Annotated in this window: 19 protein-coding genes; 9 read left to right on the top strand and 10 right to left on the bottom strand. The window is 58.0% G+C overall.

The genetic code is table 11. The features are described 5' to 3' along the window. Positions 1 to 11: 11 nt before the first annotated feature. The 5 genes from OS189_RS07725 to OS189_RS07705 all read left to right on the top strand — a co-directional run bounded on the left by OS189_RS07725 (position 12) and on the right by OS189_RS07705 (position 3,794). Positions 12 to 791, top strand: a complete 780-nt coding sequence (locus OS189_RS07725; RefSeq protein WP_267166720.1) for an SDR family oxidoreductase — start codon at positions 12 to 14, stop codon at positions 789 to 791. After that, positions 791 to 1,912 (top strand): YhaZ family DNA alkylation repair protein, encoded by a 1,122-nt coding sequence (locus OS189_RS07720; RefSeq protein WP_267166719.1) that lies wholly within the window; start codon positions 791 to 793, stop codon positions 1,910 to 1,912. Before OS189_RS07725 ends, OS189_RS07720 begins: the two co-directional genes overlap by 1 nt. A gap of 83 nt (positions 1,913 to 1,995) precedes the next feature. Further along, positions 1,996 to 3,090, top strand: a complete 1,095-nt coding sequence (locus tag OS189_RS07715; RefSeq protein ID WP_267166718.1) for an ABC transporter ATP-binding protein — start codon at positions 1,996 to 1,998, stop codon at positions 3,088 to 3,090. Positions 3,091 to 3,093: 3 nt separating this feature from the next. Further along, entirely contained in the window at positions 3,094 to 3,441 is a 348-nt protein-coding gene (locus OS189_RS07710; protein WP_267166717.1) for a Lin0512 family protein, read from the top strand. Next, positions 3,438 to 3,794, top strand: a complete 357-nt coding sequence (locus OS189_RS07705; protein ID WP_267166716.1) for a Lin0512 family protein — start codon at positions 3,438 to 3,440, stop codon at positions 3,792 to 3,794. Before OS189_RS07710 ends, OS189_RS07705 begins: the two co-directional genes overlap by 4 nt. Here the strand turns inward: OS189_RS07705 and OS189_RS07700 are convergent. After that, positions 3,791 to 4,456, bottom strand: coding sequence for a helix-turn-helix transcriptional regulator (locus OS189_RS07700; protein ID WP_267166715.1), 666 nt, complete (start codon positions 4,454 to 4,456; stop codon positions 3,791 to 3,793). The genes OS189_RS07705 and OS189_RS07700 overlap by 4 nt on opposite strands. Before the next feature lie 177 nt (positions 4,457 to 4,633). On the opposite strand from OS189_RS07700, the gene tatA reads away from it, so the two are divergent. From tatA to OS189_RS07680, 4 genes are read left to right on the top strand one after another with little or no spacing between them, the layout of a single operon-like run. Then, the gene (gene tatA / locus OS189_RS07695; protein ID WP_267166714.1) at positions 4,634 to 4,852 is read left to right on the top strand and encodes a twin-arginine translocase TatA/TatE family subunit; all 219 of its coding nucleotides are present in this window, start codon (positions 4,634 to 4,636) and stop codon (positions 4,850 to 4,852) included. Between the two features lie 5 nt (positions 4,853 to 4,857). After that, complete coding sequence (gene tatB, locus OS189_RS07690; protein ID WP_267166713.1) at positions 4,858 to 5,325, top strand: Sec-independent protein translocase protein TatB; 468 nt, start codon at positions 4,858 to 4,860, stop codon at positions 5,323 to 5,325. Continuing rightward, the gene (gene tatC / locus OS189_RS07685) at positions 5,322 to 6,254 is read left to right on the top strand and encodes a twin-arginine translocase subunit TatC (protein WP_267166712.1); all 933 of its coding nucleotides are present in this window, start codon (positions 5,322 to 5,324) and stop codon (positions 6,252 to 6,254) included. Before tatB ends, tatC begins: the two co-directional genes overlap by 4 nt. Beyond that, positions 6,251 to 7,093, top strand: coding sequence for an ATP-binding protein (locus OS189_RS07680; RefSeq protein ID WP_267166711.1), 843 nt, complete (start codon positions 6,251 to 6,253; stop codon positions 7,091 to 7,093). The genes tatC and OS189_RS07680 overlap by 4 nt, the downstream gene beginning before the upstream one ends. A gap of 73 nt (positions 7,094 to 7,166) precedes the next feature. Here the strand turns inward: OS189_RS07680 and OS189_RS07675 are convergent, their stop codons facing one another. The 9 genes from OS189_RS07675 to radA all read right to left on the bottom strand — a co-directional run bounded on the left by OS189_RS07675 (position 7,167) and on the right by radA (position 15,160). Next, positions 7,167 to 8,411 (bottom strand): peptidoglycan DD-metalloendopeptidase family protein, encoded by a 1,245-nt coding sequence (locus tag OS189_RS07675; protein WP_267166710.1) that lies wholly within the window; start codon positions 8,409 to 8,411, stop codon positions 7,167 to 7,169. A 60-nt stretch (positions 8,412 to 8,471) separates the two neighbouring features. After that, the gene (locus tag OS189_RS07670; protein ID WP_267166709.1) at positions 8,472 to 9,134 is read right to left on the bottom strand and encodes a protein-L-isoaspartate(D-aspartate) O-methyltransferase; all 663 of its coding nucleotides are present in this window, start codon (positions 9,132 to 9,134) and stop codon (positions 8,472 to 8,474) included. Continuing rightward, entirely contained in the window at positions 9,131 to 9,916 is a 786-nt protein-coding gene (gene surE / locus OS189_RS07665; RefSeq protein WP_267166708.1) for a 5'/3'-nucleotidase SurE, read from the bottom strand. Before surE ends, OS189_RS07670 begins: the two co-directional genes overlap by 4 nt. Positions 9,917 to 9,976: 60 nt before the next feature. Further along, entirely contained in the window at positions 9,977 to 10,618 is a 642-nt protein-coding gene (locus OS189_RS07660; protein ID WP_267166707.1) for an SDR family NAD(P)-dependent oxidoreductase, read from the bottom strand. A 41-nt stretch (positions 10,619 to 10,659) separates the two neighbouring features. Continuing rightward, positions 10,660 to 10,938 (bottom strand): pilus assembly protein PilZ, encoded by a 279-nt coding sequence (locus tag OS189_RS07655; protein WP_267166706.1) that lies wholly within the window; start codon positions 10,936 to 10,938, stop codon positions 10,660 to 10,662. A 115-nt stretch (positions 10,939 to 11,053) separates the two neighbouring features. Then, positions 11,054 to 11,380 carry a hypothetical protein gene (locus OS189_RS07650; RefSeq protein ID WP_267166705.1) on the bottom strand — a complete coding sequence of 109 codons (327 nt, stop codon included), beginning with the start codon at positions 11,378 to 11,380 and terminating at the stop codon, positions 11,054 to 11,056. A gap of 122 nt (positions 11,381 to 11,502) precedes the next feature. Further along, a complete protein-coding gene (purF, locus tag OS189_RS07645; protein WP_267167009.1) occupies positions 11,503 to 12,987 on the bottom strand; it encodes an amidophosphoribosyltransferase in 1,485 nt (494 codons plus the stop codon). Between the two features lie 220 nt (positions 12,988 to 13,207). Beyond that, the gene (locus OS189_RS07640; RefSeq protein ID WP_267166704.1) at positions 13,208 to 13,765 is read right to left on the bottom strand and encodes a CvpA family protein; all 558 of its coding nucleotides are present in this window, start codon (positions 13,763 to 13,765) and stop codon (positions 13,208 to 13,210) included. A 27-nt stretch (positions 13,766 to 13,792) separates the two neighbouring features. Then, a complete protein-coding gene (radA, locus tag OS189_RS07635) occupies positions 13,793 to 15,160 on the bottom strand; it encodes a DNA repair protein RadA (protein ID WP_267166703.1) in 1,368 nt (455 codons plus the stop codon). Positions 15,161 to 15,209: the final 49 nt, after the last annotated feature.

The following is a 15,209-nucleotide window of genomic DNA, read 5'->3' as shown; positions in this document are numbered from 1 at the left end:
GGAGAGACGGAATGGATCTGGGGATCAAAGGTAAACGCGCGCTTGTATGCGCATCCTCCAAGGGCTTGGGGCTTGGCTGTGCCGAGGCACTGGCGGCCGCGGGTGTCGATCTGGTGATGAACGCGCGCGGCGCAGAGGCGCTGCAAGCATCAGCCGAGCGTTTGCGGGTGCAATACGGTGTCGACATCGTGACAGTGGTGGCCGATGTTGCCACACAGGAAGGGCAGGCGGAAGTTATCAAGGCCGCGCAGGGCGTTGATATACTCGTCAACAACGCGGGTGGCCCGCCCCCCGGTATGTGGACGGACTGGGACCGCGAAGACTTCATACAAGCGCTGGATGCCAACATGCTGGCCCCCATTGCGCTGATCAAAGCGCTGGTGCCTGACATGATGGAGCGTGGCTGGGGCCGTGTGGTAAACATTACTTCGCAATCGGTCCGTGCGCCGATTGCCGTTCTGGGGCTGAGCAATTCGGCCCGCACGGGGCTGACGGGCTATGTAGCTGGCACATCGCGGCAGGTTGCTGGCAAAGGCGTGACGATCAACAATCTGCTGCCCGGTATCCACGCAACAGACCGCGCAGATTCGCTCGATGGTGGTGTGGTAAAGGCCAAAGGCATCACAATGGACGAGGCCCGCGCAGAGCGCGCTGCCACCATACCCGCCGGCCGCTACGGCACCCGGGAGGAGTTTGGCGCGGCGTGTGCATTCCTGTGCTCGCAACACGCAGGCTTTATTGTCGGGCAATCTATTCTGCTGGATGGTGGCGCAACAAACATCACGATGTAGTGGCAGAGAAATTTTCACTGAAAGACCATCTGTTTAACGAGCAGACGGTCGGGCAACTGGCGGCAGAGTATGCCGCCGGTGTCGCTGGTTTTGACGCACAGCGTTTCAGCCACGAGGCATTGGCAGGCTTCCCCGAGCGGGAGTTGATGGCGCGGATGGACTGGATGGCCGATTGTCTGGAAAGGCAATTGGCACGTGATTTCTCCACCATGGCAGACCAGTTGCAAAGCGCACTGGCCGATCCGCTGGACCCGACCCTGACGGATGATGATTTCGGTCATTTCATCCACGCCACTCCCGGTATTCTGGCGGTGCGTCACGGTTTGGAAAACCACCGAAGCCGCGCGATGACCCTCCTGCATCAAGCGACACAGCGATTTTCCATGGAGTTCTATATCCGTGCCTTTATCAACCGCTGGCCGGAAGAAACGCTGGCGCAACTGGTGCAATGGGCCACTGACGAAAACTATCACGTGCGCCGCTTGGTCAGTGAGGGCACGCGCCCGCGCCTGCCATGGGCGCAGAATGTCAGACTCACGCCAGAGCAGACTTTCCCGCTGCTTGACATGCTTCATGCCGATCCGACACGTTTTGTGACACGATCCGTCGCGAACCATCTCAATGACCTGAGCAAGATTGTACCCGACGCGGTGCTGGACCGGCTTGCGCGCTGGCATCGGCAAGGCAAACAGCAGCAGGCAGAGCTTGCTTGGATGCGGCGCCATGCGCTGCGCACCCTGATCAAACAGGGCCACGAAGGGGCAATGGCCGCGCTAGGCTACCGCGCCGATGCACCGGTGAGCGCGGAAATTTTCTTGGCAGATACAACCGTGAAAATGGGTGAGACGCTGGCATTCGAGGTGACTTTGAACAGCGCTGAAAATGTGCCTGTGCTGATTGATTACCGCATTGATTTCATGCGCGCAGGGGGCAAGCGATCTGAAAAGGTGTTCAAGCTGAAGGCGGCAGAATTACACGCCGGTAAATCGCTGAAAGTCAAAAAAGCGCATCGGTTCAAAGGCGATGCAACGACTTTTACACTGTATGAAGGTGCGCACCGGATCATTGTGCAGGTCAATGGCCGGGACGTGACAGAAGCGGCGTTTGAACTGACCGGGTGAGGGCGCCCGACCAACGCGGTCCTTGCAGGCATGAAGAAGCACTGATAGCAGCAATCCGACAGAAATGATCGGATATGCCAGTCATGGACCAACAGATTCCGCGCCTCGAAATTCGCAACCTCAGGCGCAGCTTTGATGGCCGCGCCGTTGTGGATGACGTGAGCCTTACCATCATGCCAGGGCAGGTGACCTGCCTGCTGGGGCCGTCGGGCTGCGGTAAATCAACCACCTTGCGGATGATCGCAGGCGTTGAAATGCAGGACAGTGGCAGTATCTTTGTGGACGGCAACCTGATCTGCGACACCGTCTTTCGTGTCCCGCCGGAACGGCGCGAGATTGGCCTGATGTTTCAGGATTTTGCGCTGTTCCCGCACCTGAGTGTTGCTGGCAACGTCGCTTATGGCTTGCGCGGCACTAAGGCATTCAAACGCGCGCGTGTAGAAGAACTGCTGGAGCGGGTGGACCTCAAGCGGTTTATCGACGGCTATCCGCACCAGTTGTCGGGCGGCGAGCAGCAGCGCGTGGCACTGGCGCGCGCGCTGGCACCCAAGCCGCGGATCATGCTGATGGACGAGCCGTTCAGCGGTCTGGATAACCGCCTGCGTGACGGTATCCGCGACGAGACATTGAGCATTCTGAAAGAAGAAGACACAGCCGTGTTGCTGGTCACTCATGAACCTGACGAAGCGATGCGCATGGCCGATGAAATTGCGCTTATGCGCGATGGCAAGATCGTTCAGCAGGGCGCGCCCTACAACGTTTATACGCGGCCTCTGGACCGTGCGGCGGTGTCGTTCTTTTCGGATGCCAATGTTGTGCGCGCCGAAGTGTCGGGCGCTTTGGCGCATACCGCATTCGGCCGCTTTCTGGCGCCGGGTGTGCCTGATGGTACGGCTGTTGATATCGTGTTCCGCCCGCAGCACGTGCGCATTGATTTTGATCGCGCAGGCAAAGGCCCGCTGCCCACTGCCGCCGATGGCACACCGGCACGCGCAATCGTGCAACGCGCGCGCTTTATGGGCAGCGAAAGCCTGATCGAATTCAAAATGGATCACGACGGATCAATCCTGAAAGCAACGGTTCCGAACGTGTTTATGCCGGATGCAGGCACTGTAATGTGGCTGACCATAAGGCGGGACAAGTGTTTCGTCTTTGACGTAACCAAAGAACAGGGGTGACACATGCAAAAGCTGTTGGTGGAATTCGGGATGGGAACATCCCTGCGGCGCGGGGACTATACCCAAGCGGCCAGACGCGCTGTGCAGGACGCGTTGTGGCACAACTCGATCAATCTGGCAGAGCTGTTCGGCTTTGACAAAGAAGACATGCACATCACCCTCGACGTGGGTGTGCAGAAGCCCGATGCAGTTGACTCACAAGCGCTGCGCGAGGTGTTTCCATACGGTCAAGTAACGGTAAACGTCGGTCATGGTGGTCTCGATGTGGCGCGACCCGACGGCAGCGGCAACCCGACGATTATGGCCAATGTCGCCCTGTCTGTAGGGTTTGACATGGAGCGTGCGACATGAGTGAACAGCGGTTGATCATCGAAATGGGCATGGGCAACGATCTGCACGGGATGGATTACACCAAGGCCGCCAAACGGGCGATAGAAGATGCGTTTCGCCATTCTTCCCTGCCGCTGTTCGGGGTGCTGGATCTGCCGCACGATGCGATGCGGGTGCAAGTCACGGTAGCGGTTCAAGAGCCGGACAAGCTCGATCTGGAGGCACTGCGCGCCACCTTGCCACGTGGCCGCGCTGAGGTACGGGCGGTTCAGGGTGGTCTGAATGTGCCGTCAAACGGTGAAATCATTGTTGTGGCGCAAGCCAGCGTTGAGGCGTTTTTGCCCAAGCAGACCGGCTGGACGCTGAAGCGCTAGGGATTGTAATCGGCCAGCGTCTTGCCTGCCTCGTCGCTGAACAGTTCGGGCAGGGCCTGGGCGGTGGTGATGAGATCAAGCCTGAACAGGCGATGTGCGCTGCGCAATTCACACCACGCGGTCAGGGTCCAGATGCGGTGCCAGTATTCGATATGCAGCGGGCGGATCGTGCGTGAGGTTACCGCGCCGTCATTCGATGTATACGTGATGCGTAGCTTCTGACGTGCTTTGATTGCAGCGCGCAATGTCGGCATCTGTGCAAACCCGTGTGCGGCATCGCCAAAGGGTGAGGCGCCGAATTTCCAACGCTCCGATTCCGCCACAGCTGTTTCGGGCTGCGCCGCGTCCAGTTTGTCAGCCAGCGTGTTTGCCGCCGCTTTCAGATCAGGGTCGGCAAGTTCGGCAGTGATTGCAAGGCCGAGGTTCAACACCTCAAGCTCTACCGGAGTAAGGGTTAGCGGCGGCAGGGTGATCACGCGATCCAGACGATAGCCGGTGCCCCGCGTCCCCTTCACCGGAATGCCCGAAGCGGCGAGCGTATCCATATCACGATAAAGCGTGCGGGTTGAAACGCCCGTCTGATCCGCAAGATCCTGCGCGGTATGCAGCGCGCCATCGCGCAGGATCTGCAATATCTGGAAAAGTCGGTCGGAGCGGGGCATGCAACTGACATAAACCTGTCAGGAGTGATCGGCAAGGCCGCAAACCATTTCATTTCAGGTCTTCATAAACGTCATTCCGGCAGTTTGCGGTTTTTGCAGCGCAGCGGTTTTGCTATCTCTATGTTGAAAGCCCGCCAGCGGCGGCGGGCGCGATGATTTCTTCACAGGAGACATAGAATGTTGAACAATATTGGATTGCCGGGCCTGCTGCTGATTGCGGTTGTTGTGCTGGTTCTGTTCGGGCGGGGTAAAATCTCGTCTTTGATGGGCGAAGTGGGCAAGGGCATCACCAGCTTCAAAAAAGGCATCAGCGAAGGCGAGCAGCAGTTGAAAGACGATTCAGCGGATATCGCGGACGTGCCGCAGCCTGATGTCGAGCCAAAGGACAAGGTGTAAAACCTATGTTCGATCTTGGCATGACCGAAATGCTGGTGGTCGGGGTTGTGGCGTTGATCGTTGTTGGCCCCAAAGATTTGCCGGTGATGTTTCGCCGCGTCGGCCAGTTTGTGGGCAAGGCCAAGGGGATGGCGCGGGAGTTTTCCAGCGCCATGAACGATGCTGCCGACCAGTCGGGGGTGCGTGAAGTGACCGACGGGCTGAGCAAATCGTTGAAAGCGGCAAGCAACCCCATCGGCACGGCGATGGACGGAGTAAAGGACGCGGCAAGTTCGCTGACCGATCTGGACCCGACCAGCGAGACGGGAAAACTGTCGGCAGAGCGTGCGGAGAATGCCAAACGCATTCAGGCAAGCACCGCGCGCGCCGCAGCAGAGCGCAAGGCGCGTGAGGCAAAAGAGGCGATGGCCAAGGCGGAAGAACTGGAAGCCACGCTGAATGAAAGCCTGAGCGAGAAGAAGGCAGATACATGACGGCCAGTGACAACGACATTGACGACAGCGCAGCGCCGCTGATCGAACATCTGGCAGAGCTTCGCACGCGCCTCATCCGATCGGTGCTGGCGTTTGTGGTGGGGATGATCATCTGCTTTTCGTTCGGCAGTGCGATCCTTGATTTCCTGCTGGTGCCGATTGAAAATACCATGCGCAATCTGGGCAACCCCAATCCTGTGATGCAATATACTGCGCCGCAGGAGTATTTCTTTACGCTGATCCGGATTTCTATGGTGGGCGGCCTTGCTGTCAGTTTTCCGGTGATCGCAACGCAGCTTTGGCGGTTTGTTGCACCGGGCCTCTACAAACAGGAGAAAAACGCGTTTCTGCCGTTTCTGATCGCGTCGCCTGTTCTGTTTCTGATGGGGGCGGCGTTTGCGCATTACGTTGTTGTTCCGCTGGCGATGCAGTTTTTCCTCGGGTTTTCGGATGCGGCGTCATATCTGTCGGCAATGATCGCAACCGGAGAGGTGAAGACAACAGGCATCGATATTGTGTTCAACGGCAAGGTGAATGAAAGCCTTGATATCACGCTGAAAATGATCGTTGCTTTTGGTCTTTGTTTCCAGCTTCCCGTGTTGTTGACCCTGATGGGCAAGGCGGGGCTGGTCACGGCAGAGGGGCTGCGCAATGTGCGCAAATATGCGCTGGTCGGGATTTTGCTGCTCGCGGCATTGGTCACGCCTCCTGATGTTGTCACCCAGCTGATACTGTTTGTGGTTGTCTATGGATTGTACGAGGTTTCGATTTTCCTTGTCAGTCGTGTAGACGCGAAGCGCGAAGCGCAACTGCGGGCAGACGGGTATTACGATGATGAGGACGAGGCGGATTTCGAGGCCATGTCCGACGAGATGGAATATGATGATCCGATTGTCGAGGAGACAGAATCCAAGGACCGAGACATATGATTGACGATCCGATGGACCGGATAGCGGCGGCGCTGGAGCGGATTGCGCCCGCGCCGCTTGCCGCTCCGGATTTTTCGTCTGCATCTGCGTTTGTCTGGCATACAGGACCCGACCGTCTGGAGCCGGTGTCGCAAGTAGCGCGGATTGATATTTCGTTGTTGCTGGGAGTAGAGCGGGCGCGTGATACCCTGTTGCAGAATACGGCCCAGTTCGCTGGTGGGTATCCCGCAAATAATGCACTTCTTTGGGGTGCGCGGGGCATGGGAAAATCAAGCCTCGTCAAGGCTGTACACGGCGCACTTCAACAAGATTACCCTGATTTGAAGATGGTGGAATTGCAGCGCGAGGATTTGCCTTCTGTCGGGCGGTTGCTGAACCTGCTACGCGGTGCCCCGGAACGGTTCATCCTTTATTGTGACGATCTGAGTTTTGGCCACGATGACGCACATTACAAATCACTAAAAGCCGTGCTGGATGGAGGGATTGAGGGGCGGCCGGAAAACGTGGTGCTGTATGCGACATCGAACCGCCGCCATTTGATGCCGCGTGACATGATCGAAAACGAGCGTGGATCAGCGATTAATCCTGCTGAAGCAGTTGAGGAGAAAGTTTCATTGTCCGACCGTTTCGGGCTGTGGCTGGGATTTCATGCCTGCGATCAGGATCAATATCTGGCGATGATCCGCGGTTACTGCGATGCCCATGGTGTGGAAATCGATGACGACACCCTGCGCGCCGAAGCGATTGAGTGGCAGGCCACACGCGGCAGCCGGTCGGGACGCGTGGCATGGCAGTATTTTACCGATCTTGCGGGACGGCGCGGCGTGGCGTTGCACTAAGGTGGGGCGCCGCCCCGTCTCTGGCCGATGGCCAGAGACTCCCCGGGATATTTTCGGCCAAAAGAGATAGGGTTCAATTCAGGTAGGGATTAGGATCGACGCTGTCGAAGCCCTTTCGCACTTCGAAGTGAACAAAGGAGTCTGATCCGCCGCGTAGTTTTGCGATGTTCTGGCCACGCGAAACTGAATCGCCTTTCTTGACCGCAACATCGGTAACATTTGCATAGACGGTCAGCAGGTTGCCGCCGTGGCGCACGACAACGATGGGCACGCCATCCGCGCTTTTGGTGATGGCGGCGACGGTTCCGGCGTCTGCTGCTTTTACTGCTGTGCCGGCGGCGGCCTTGATGTTGATACCTTCGTTTTTACCTTTAGCGTATTCACGTATAATGGTGCCGTTTACGGGGCGTACCAGTTTGCCGGATGAAGCGGGTTTTGTGGTTTTCCCCACGTCGGCTACGGGTTTCGCAGGCTTTTCTACTGCGGTGGTTTCGGGTGTCGGAGCGGCAGCTGTCGTTGCAGGTTTGGCGGGTGCTACCTTTTCTGCCGGTAGAGGCTTGGTTGCGGAGGGGGGAGTGGGTGTGCTTGACCCTTCTCCAGGCAGCGGTGTGGCCGTTTCGGTCTTCGACGGAGCAATTTTCGGCGGGTTTTGTGTCGGTACGGGAATCAACAAGAACTGGCCTTCACGGATGGCGAAATCTGCGCCCAAACCGTTCCATTGAGCCAGATCCTTGACCGGCACTGAATAAAGTCGCGCAACTGTGAATGCGGTTTCGCCGCGTTCGACCTTGTGGCGCACCGGTTCTTTGCCGGTTTGCGTTTTGGGTGTGTTTGCGGGGGCCAGTGCGGTTGTTTGAACCCCGGGTGTTGCGGGCGCGCGCGCGATCGCATCGCCGGCGACAGAAGTAATGTCGACCGGTTTGATTGGTCCGGTGGCGGCGGCACCTGTTGCGGGGGATGGTTCAGCCACGCGGGTGGGCAGGGCGATGATTTCATCCTTGCGCAGGGTCACGAAAGGATCAATTCCATTGAATTTGGCAAGTGCGTTTGTGTCCAGCCCGATACGGCGGGCGACATCAGCGAGCGTGTCGCCGCGCCGTGCAACGGCGACCTGATAATTCGGGTATGAGATCACTCCGCGATCATCGGGTTGCGGGCGCGTCGCAAGCGGTGCTTGTGCGGCATTGGCCGTGGTGAAACCGCCACCGAGACCGCGCAGATCGAAATCAAGCGGCTTTGCGCATCCCGATAATCCAATGCAGGCCGCGCCTGCAAGTAGAGAGAAGCGGGTTACGCCGCGCGTGTTCAGAAATTTCATTACTGGAGTCCTTGTCACTGCCCGTTCCGTGTGCCCGGAATTTTGCGAAAATATACCAGACTATGTGTCTTTACCCAACCCTTCGAGGAGCGGAACAAAGCGAACTGCGCGCATTTCGTCATATTCTAGTCCGGCAGCGGTTTTTCGGACACGGATCAGGTGCTGTACCGCGTCCGATTGCCCAACCGGAAGCACCATAATCCCGCCTTCCTTAAGCTGCGCAAGCAGCGGGCTGGGGGGATCTTCGGCGGCGGCGGTCACGATGATGCGGTCAAACGGGGCCTGCTCGGGAAGACCATGGCTGCCATCGGCGGTGATGGCGGTAATGTTGTTGAGATCCAGCGCTTCGAACACGATGCGCGCTTCATTCACAAGGCGGCGGTGGCGGTCGATAGTGTAGACGCGCCGTGCCAGTTTTGAAAGAATAGCCGCCTGATAGCCTGATCCGGTCCCGATTTCGAGGACCTTGTCACGCGGTGTGATTTCCAGCGCCTGCGTCATCAGCCCGACGACAGAGGGTTGGCTGATGGTCTGGCCGCAGGCGATGGGCAGAGGCATATCCTCGTAGGCGCGTCCGGCAAACAAACCGCGGATAAAGGGGCCGCGATCAATCGCCTCCATCGCTTCGAGTACCTTTTTGTCGGTGACACCCTTAGAGCGCAGGGCGTAGAGAAACTGCATCTTGCGTTCGGCTTCGATTTCCTCGGGGGAGCCATCGTTCATGTGTTCAGATCCGTAATGTCTGCAAAAGTGTCATGTGCCGTGAGGTCGGCTCGCATCGGCGTGACAGAAATATAACCCTCGAGATTCACTGCAGCATCAGATCCCGCTGCGGGCGGGATCTGCTGATTGCCGCCTGTGATCCACAAAAAGCGCCGCCCGTTAGGCGCGTCATGGGGCACAGTTGAAAAATTCACTCCGGGCCTGCGGCCTTGCGGCGCGACGCGCAGCCCCTTGACGTTTGCAGCAGCGACAGGGGGAAAGTTAACATTCCAGAACACGCTATAGCCGTTTGCTGCCGGTGATTTCTGCGCAAGGATGCGCCGGCAAACATCGACGCCGTGGACAACTGCGGCCTCAAACGGATCATCCAGGTCGCGGTTCGCGGGACCATAGAACTGCGATAACGCGATTGAGGGAACACCCTGTAACGCACCCTCAATTGCGGCGCCGATTGTGCCGGAATAAAGCGTGTTCTCCGACGCGTTATTGCCGCGGTTCACACCGGACAGGATTAGATCGGGCCGGGCATCCTTCATCGGATCGTACAGCGCGCAAAGGATGCAATCTGCCGGACTGCCCTCGATCATAAAGCGGCGCGGGGCCAGTTCTGTGATCAGGGTCGGCTTGGTGTAATTGATGCAATGACCGACGCCGGATTGCTCGAACGCGGGGGCCACTGTCCAGAGTTCGCCTTTCGGCCCCGCAAGCGCTGTGGCAATGCCCTCCAGCACCTTTAGGCCCGGGGCATTGATGCCATCGTCGTTAGTGATCAGAATACGCATGAAATTGCCCCTTTTCGCCTTGATAAGCGAGGCGTCGCATTCGGGCAAGCAAGGGCGCCGTTATTTCTGAAGTGTTGCCAGCAGGCGCGCGGCCTCTTCGTGGATATCGTGCAGCGGTGTGCGATCCTCGCCGGGGAAAAAACGCGCGCGGGTTGCGGTGGGCATCGGGTTCGGGGTAACGATGTCGACCCGCGGACCGATCCGCACTGTTTCGTTCTGCCAACTGCGCGCCAAGGCAATTTGCGCGGCTTTGGTTGCGCCATAGCTGCCATAGAACTTGTTGCCTGCAATCGGGTCTTCGAAGAACACCGCATGACCGGTCTGCGCCAGCAGGGGCGAGACATAATTGATCAGCATCGCAGTTGCTGTGATGTTGCCTTCGATCGATTTCTCAAGGTCTTTTGTATCGATATGGTCAGTCGGTGTCAGCGGGGCGGCATGCACCGCGGTGTGCATCCACAGATCAAGCTTGCCCCAGCGGTCATGGATCCCACGGCACAGGGTCTGCATCGCACCGGCCTCCGTGATGTTCATCGGCGCAAGCGTTGCACTGCCGCCTTTGGCCTTGATCCGGTCGTCCAGCTCTTCGAGTGCGCCAACGGTCCGGCCCACTGCGATGATGTGATATTGCGGGGCCAACGCCTCTGCCAGCGCGGCACCAAGGCCGCGCGAGGCGCCTGTGATTAATGCAGTTTGTGTCATAGCAGGGATATGCGCGGCGGACTGCGCGGCGTCAAGGGGCACTAGCTGGTTGGCAGGCGCATAACCTTTTGTGTACCTCTGCGCGAAAGCACCAGTTGATCCTCGCCGATCGCCATAACGGTGCCACCGGCGACACGGTCGCCAACAGTGACAGTCTGCGTGTCACCGCGCGGCAGGCGTATCATTGCTTTCAAGGTGTCGCTTGATCCGAAAATGCCGATAAGTGCGGTCTGGTCCAGTCGGACTTCTTGAGTGGCCAGCTTTTCAACTTCGGGTGGTGTAGGCGTGCCGGTGTCGGCTTGGGGGGTATTGGTGGACATGACAGCTCCTCCATCAAGTATTTCATTGGCGGAGCTATGATTGTCTTGCTGCGGGGGAAAGGGGGAAGTACCGCGCTCGGCAAAGCGTTGCCAAGTGATGCGCGGAACTGCGCCGTCAGGATTTGAGGTGGTAAGTGAAAGTGATCCGCGCAAGGTGGTCAATTGCCTGAACGGGCAGGGGGGCGCCGAGTGTCAGTCGCAACGCGCGGCCCGATTCATACTCAAAATCAGTCGGGTAGATTTCGTGAATGGTCGCGCTGATATTGGTTTTGCAGTCAACAAACAGTACAATAGTGTGCGGCGAATTGTCCTGCCAGTTCAGCCGGAGTGTGCTGCCCTGTCGGGCGCGTTTTGGCCGCCACGCGGGCTGGCCCCATTTCAGGCTTTCTTCAAGCGGGCCGACATTGGCATCTAACGCGGCTAAAAGAATCAGCGCGCGCATTTCGTTAAATTGATCGCGTGCTGCTAATGGCCATTGCCCAATGGTTTCTGCAAAGAATTGTGTCATTGCACTAAACTAGCACGTCCTACTGACATCAAGTGTCAGCAGACGCGCTTGCGAGATCACTCTGCCGCCGGTTTCATCTGAAATCCGTCTTCGACCTTGTCAGACGGTGTGACCGGATATTCACCCGAGAAACAGGCATCGCAATATTGCGGACAGGATTTGTTGCGGCCCTCGCTTTCGCCGACGGCGCGGTACAGGCCATCCAGCGAAATAAACTTGAGGCTGTCCACGCCGAGATGATCCTTCATTTCATCCTCCGACATGGTCGCGGCCAGCAGTTTGTCACGGTCGGGGGTGTCGACGCCGTAAAAACAGGGCCAAGCCGTAGGGGGTGACGCGATGCGGAAATGGACTTCGGCGGCGCCCGCATCAAGAATCATTTCTTTGATTTTGCGGCTGGTCGTGCCACGCACAACAGAATCGTCGACCAGAATGATCCGCTTGCCCCGCACCAGCGCGCGGTTGACGTTCAGTTTCAAACGCACCCCCATGTTGCGGATGCTTTCTGTCGGCTCGATGAATGTGCGACCCATATATTGGTTGCGAATAATGCCCATTGCGTAGGGGATACCGCTTTGCAGGCTATAGCCGATGGCCGCAGGGGTACCGGAATCAGGTACAGGACAGACCAGATCCGCGTCGACAGGGGCTTCTTTGGCCAATTCGCGGCCAATTGCCTCGCGGGTTTCATAGACAGAGCGCCCGCCCAGGATGCTATCGGGGCGCGAAAAATACACGTGTTCAAAGATGCAAAACTTGGAGGGTTGCGGGCGGAAAGGGAAATGGCTCAACACGCCTTTTTCGGTGATGACCACCATTTCGCCCGGCTTGATCTCTCGCACGAACTCGGCGCCGATGATGTCCAGCGCGCAGGTTTCCGAGCTGAGCGCCCATCCGTCTCCGATTTTGCCCAACACCAGCGGGCGCACACCCAAGGGATCGCGCACACCGATCAGTTTCGTGCGCGTCATGGCGACAACAGAAAACGCGCCTTCGACACGGCGCAGGGCATCTTCCATCCGTTCGGGGATGTTGCGTTGCAAGGAACGTGCCATCAGGTGAATGATACATTCGCTGTCCGACGAAGACTGAAAGATCGAGCCACGCTCGATCAATTCGCGTCGCAAGGCATTGGCGTTGGTGATATTCCCGTTATGGGCAATTGCCGCACCACCCATCGCAAATTCGCCAAAGAAGGGCTGCACATCGCGAATGGCGGTCTGCCCTTTGCTGCCTGCCGTAGAATAGCGCACATGCCCTATGCCAATAGGACCGGGCAATGTTTCCATCACTTTCTGACTGGTGAAACTGTCGCGCACATAGCCGAAACGGCGGGCCGACTGGAAACCGGCTTCGGCATCATAGGTGACGATTCCGCCTGCTTCCTGACCGCGGTGCTGCAATGCATGCATCCCGAGGGCCACAAAACTGGCGGCATCAGCGACACCGACAACGCCGAAAACGCCGCATTCCTCTTTTAGCTTATCATCGTCACCGCCATCAGACAGATAGGATGTGTCAAAAGGATGGGCGGGGGGCATTGTCTTGGGCGGGGTATGGGACAAGTGAGCGCTCCTGCAACCGACAAGGGATAAGGACCTCTTACGAAACTCCGCGAGGAGAGTCACCTGTCAATGTCGCCTTTTAGCTGATGTTATATAGTTGCCACGATAACGTGATCATCATGCAAAGGGCCCGCACCACCGTTTCCGACATGCGCGGGACCGGTGGCACCAGTTCCTGTCGAGAGCGCGAACAGCCTCAGTTTTCGGAACAACTGGAAACAAGTGCTTCGTAGCGGCTGGTGATCCAGCCAAGAGCCTGATCGGGATCGGAGTTCTGGATGCGCTCGCCGAAGCGGCCAAACACCTGCGCCGAGCGGCTTTCGTCCACCATGGTAAACTGCTGGCCGGTAATCACGGTGGAATAGACAAAAAACGCGATTGCAACCAACAGGATGCCGCGCGCGACACCAAAGATAAACCCGAGCGCCTGATCGAAACCGCCGAAGATCGAGCGTTGCACAAGCGAAGAAAACAGCGGCGTGAACAGCGATACAACAACCAATGTAATCGCAAGAACCAACGTAAACGCCCCGATGATCGACAATTCGCAGCTGTCGGCCAGAAATTCACCAATTACGGGAATTTCACGGACCAGCGGTTCGACCTGTGGTGCAAACAAATAGGCCAGCACGGCGGCTGCGATCCAGCCGACAATTGCCATCAATTCGCGTACAAACCCGCGCCCGTAGGCAAGCAGCGCTGACATCACAATGACCAATGCCACCACGCCATCAATGATGGTAAAACCTTCCATGCTCGTCTTGCCTTTCTTGGGGGCGCGTTATCCGGCGCCGAATATTTCGCCCACAAATGCGGTCAGGTCTGCCATGGGGCGCAGGGCGATGCCTTCAACCTCCACAGCTTTTCCACCTTGGGGCGCTATTGCGGAGGTAAAACCAAGTTTTTGCGCTTCTTTCAACCTGTTTTCGGTCTGCGTGGCAGGGCGAAGGGCACCTGACAGGCTAAGTTCCCCAAATACAACGGTCTCTGCGGGTAATGCTGTGTCTTCGCGTGCGCTTAAAAGCGCGCAAGCCACGGCCAGATCGGCAGCCGGCTCTGATATTTTCATGCCTCCGGCAACGTTCAGGTACACATCCAGCCCCGCAAAAGGAATCCCGCAGCGCGCTTCCAGCACTGCCAAAATCATCGCCAGACGCCCCCCATCCCAGCCGACAACAGTACGGCGCGCCTGAGAATGGGGAGAGGGCGCAACAAGCGCCTGTATCTCAACCAGCACAGGGCGGGTGCCTTCAATTCCGGCAAACACAACCGATCCGGCGGCGGGTTGGCCGCGCTCTGACAGGAACAGGGCAGAGGGGTTTGTGACTTCGGCCAGACCACGGCCAGTCATCTCAAACACACCGATTTCGTCGGCAGGACCAAAACGGTTTTTGACCGAGCGCAGGATACGGAAGGGGTGGCCGCGCTCTCCCTCAAAGTAGAGGACTGTATCAACCATGTGTTCGACCACGCGCGGCCCTGCGATCTGGCCCTCTTTGGTAACGTGACCGACCAACACCACCGACGTGCCTGTGCGCTTGGCGAAAGACGTCAATTCGTGACTGGCCGCGCGCACCTGAGATACTGACCCCGGCGCGCTTTCGACATTGTCGGCCCACATGGTCTGGATCGAATCGATGATCGCCAGATGTGGGCGTTCTTTGTCCAGCGTGGTAAGAATATCGCGCAAGTTGGTTTCCGCGCCCAGCCTTACGGTCGCATCCGACAGGCCGAGGCGCTGCGCGCGCATGCGCACCTGCGCCGAGGCTTCCTCACCCGAGATATAGACAACCTTAAGGCCCTGATTTGCAAAGGCAGCTGCGGCTTGTAACAACAGGGTGGATTTCCCGATCCCGGGATCGCCGCCCACCAAGATAGCCGACGCCGCCACCAGACCACCGCCCAAAACGCGGTCAAGCTCGCCCAGCCCCGACATGGTGCGCGGTGGCGGCGCTTCCTCGGTGGCGAGGTCCATCAGGGCCATCGCAGAGCCACGCCGCGCGCCCAGTGATTTAGACGGTGGGCCAGCGCTGATGCCCTTATCCTCTTGGATAGAGTTCCATTCGCCGCAATTATCGCAGCGACCTGACCATTTGGGGAAAGTTGTAGCACATTTGGTGCATGAGAAGTTTTTGATTGGTTTTGCCATAGCACGTTGATGCCTCGGCCGAAGGTAAGGATCAATGGGAAAGAGAACA

Source organism: Sulfitobacter sp. F26169L (genome assembly GCF_026410285.1).
Taxonomy (GTDB): domain Bacteria; phylum Pseudomonadota; class Alphaproteobacteria; order Rhodobacterales; family Rhodobacteraceae; genus Sulfitobacter.
This window is presented reverse-complemented; position numbering and strand designations above follow the sequence as displayed.

Excerpts from the sequence above, each read along its gene's own strand:
- OS189_RS07725 (WP_267166720.1), top strand. The coding sequence starts at position 12 with ATGGATCTGGGGATCAAAGGTAAACGCGCGCTTGTATGCGCATCCTCC.
- OS189_RS07715 (WP_267166718.1), top strand. The coding sequence starts at position 1,996 with ATGGACCAACAGATTCCGCGCCTCGAAATTCGCAACCTCAGGCGCAGC.
- OS189_RS07710 (WP_267166717.1), top strand. The coding sequence starts at position 3,094 with ATGCAAAAGCTGTTGGTGGAATTCGGGATGGGAACATCCCTGCGGCGC.
- OS189_RS07705 (WP_267166716.1), top strand. The coding sequence starts at position 3,438 with ATGAGTGAACAGCGGTTGATCATCGAAATGGGCATGGGCAACGATCTG.
- OS189_RS07700 (WP_267166715.1), bottom strand. The coding sequence starts at position 4,456 with ATGCCCCGCTCCGACCGACTTTTCCAGATATTGCAGATCCTGCGCGAT.
- tatA (WP_267166714.1), top strand. The coding sequence starts at position 4,634 with ATGTTGAACAATATTGGATTGCCGGGCCTGCTGCTGATTGCGGTTGTT.
- tatB (WP_267166713.1), top strand. The coding sequence starts at position 4,858 with ATGTTCGATCTTGGCATGACCGAAATGCTGGTGGTCGGGGTTGTGGCG.
- tatC (WP_267166712.1), top strand. The coding sequence starts at position 5,322 with ATGACGGCCAGTGACAACGACATTGACGACAGCGCAGCGCCGCTGATC.
- OS189_RS07680 (WP_267166711.1), top strand. The coding sequence starts at position 6,251 with ATGATTGACGATCCGATGGACCGGATAGCGGCGGCGCTGGAGCGGATT.
- OS189_RS07675 (WP_267166710.1), bottom strand. The coding sequence starts at position 8,411 with ATGAAATTTCTGAACACGCGCGGCGTAACCCGCTTCTCTCTACTTGCA.
- OS189_RS07670 (WP_267166709.1), bottom strand. The coding sequence starts at position 9,134 with ATGAACGATGGCTCCCCCGAGGAAATCGAAGCCGAACGCAAGATGCAG.
- surE (WP_267166708.1), bottom strand. The coding sequence starts at position 9,916 with ATGCGTATTCTGATCACTAACGACGATGGCATCAATGCCCCGGGCCTA.
- OS189_RS07660 (WP_267166707.1), bottom strand. The coding sequence starts at position 10,618 with ATGACACAAACTGCATTAATCACAGGCGCCTCGCGCGGCCTTGGTGCC.
- OS189_RS07655 (WP_267166706.1), bottom strand. The coding sequence starts at position 10,938 with ATGTCCACCAATACCCCCCAAGCCGACACCGGCACGCCTACACCACCC.
- OS189_RS07650 (WP_267166705.1), bottom strand. The coding sequence starts at position 11,380 with ATGCGCGCGCTGATTCTTTTAGCCGCGTTAGATGCCAATGTCGGCCCG.
- purF (WP_267167009.1), bottom strand. The coding sequence starts at position 12,987 with ATGCCCCCCGCCCATCCTTTTGACACATCCTATCTGTCTGATGGCGGT.
- OS189_RS07640 (WP_267166704.1), bottom strand. The coding sequence starts at position 13,765 with ATGGAAGGTTTTACCATCATTGATGGCGTGGTGGCATTGGTCATTGTG.
- radA (WP_267166703.1), bottom strand. The coding sequence starts at position 15,160 with ATGGCAAAACCAATCAAAAACTTCTCATGCACCAAATGTGCTACAACT.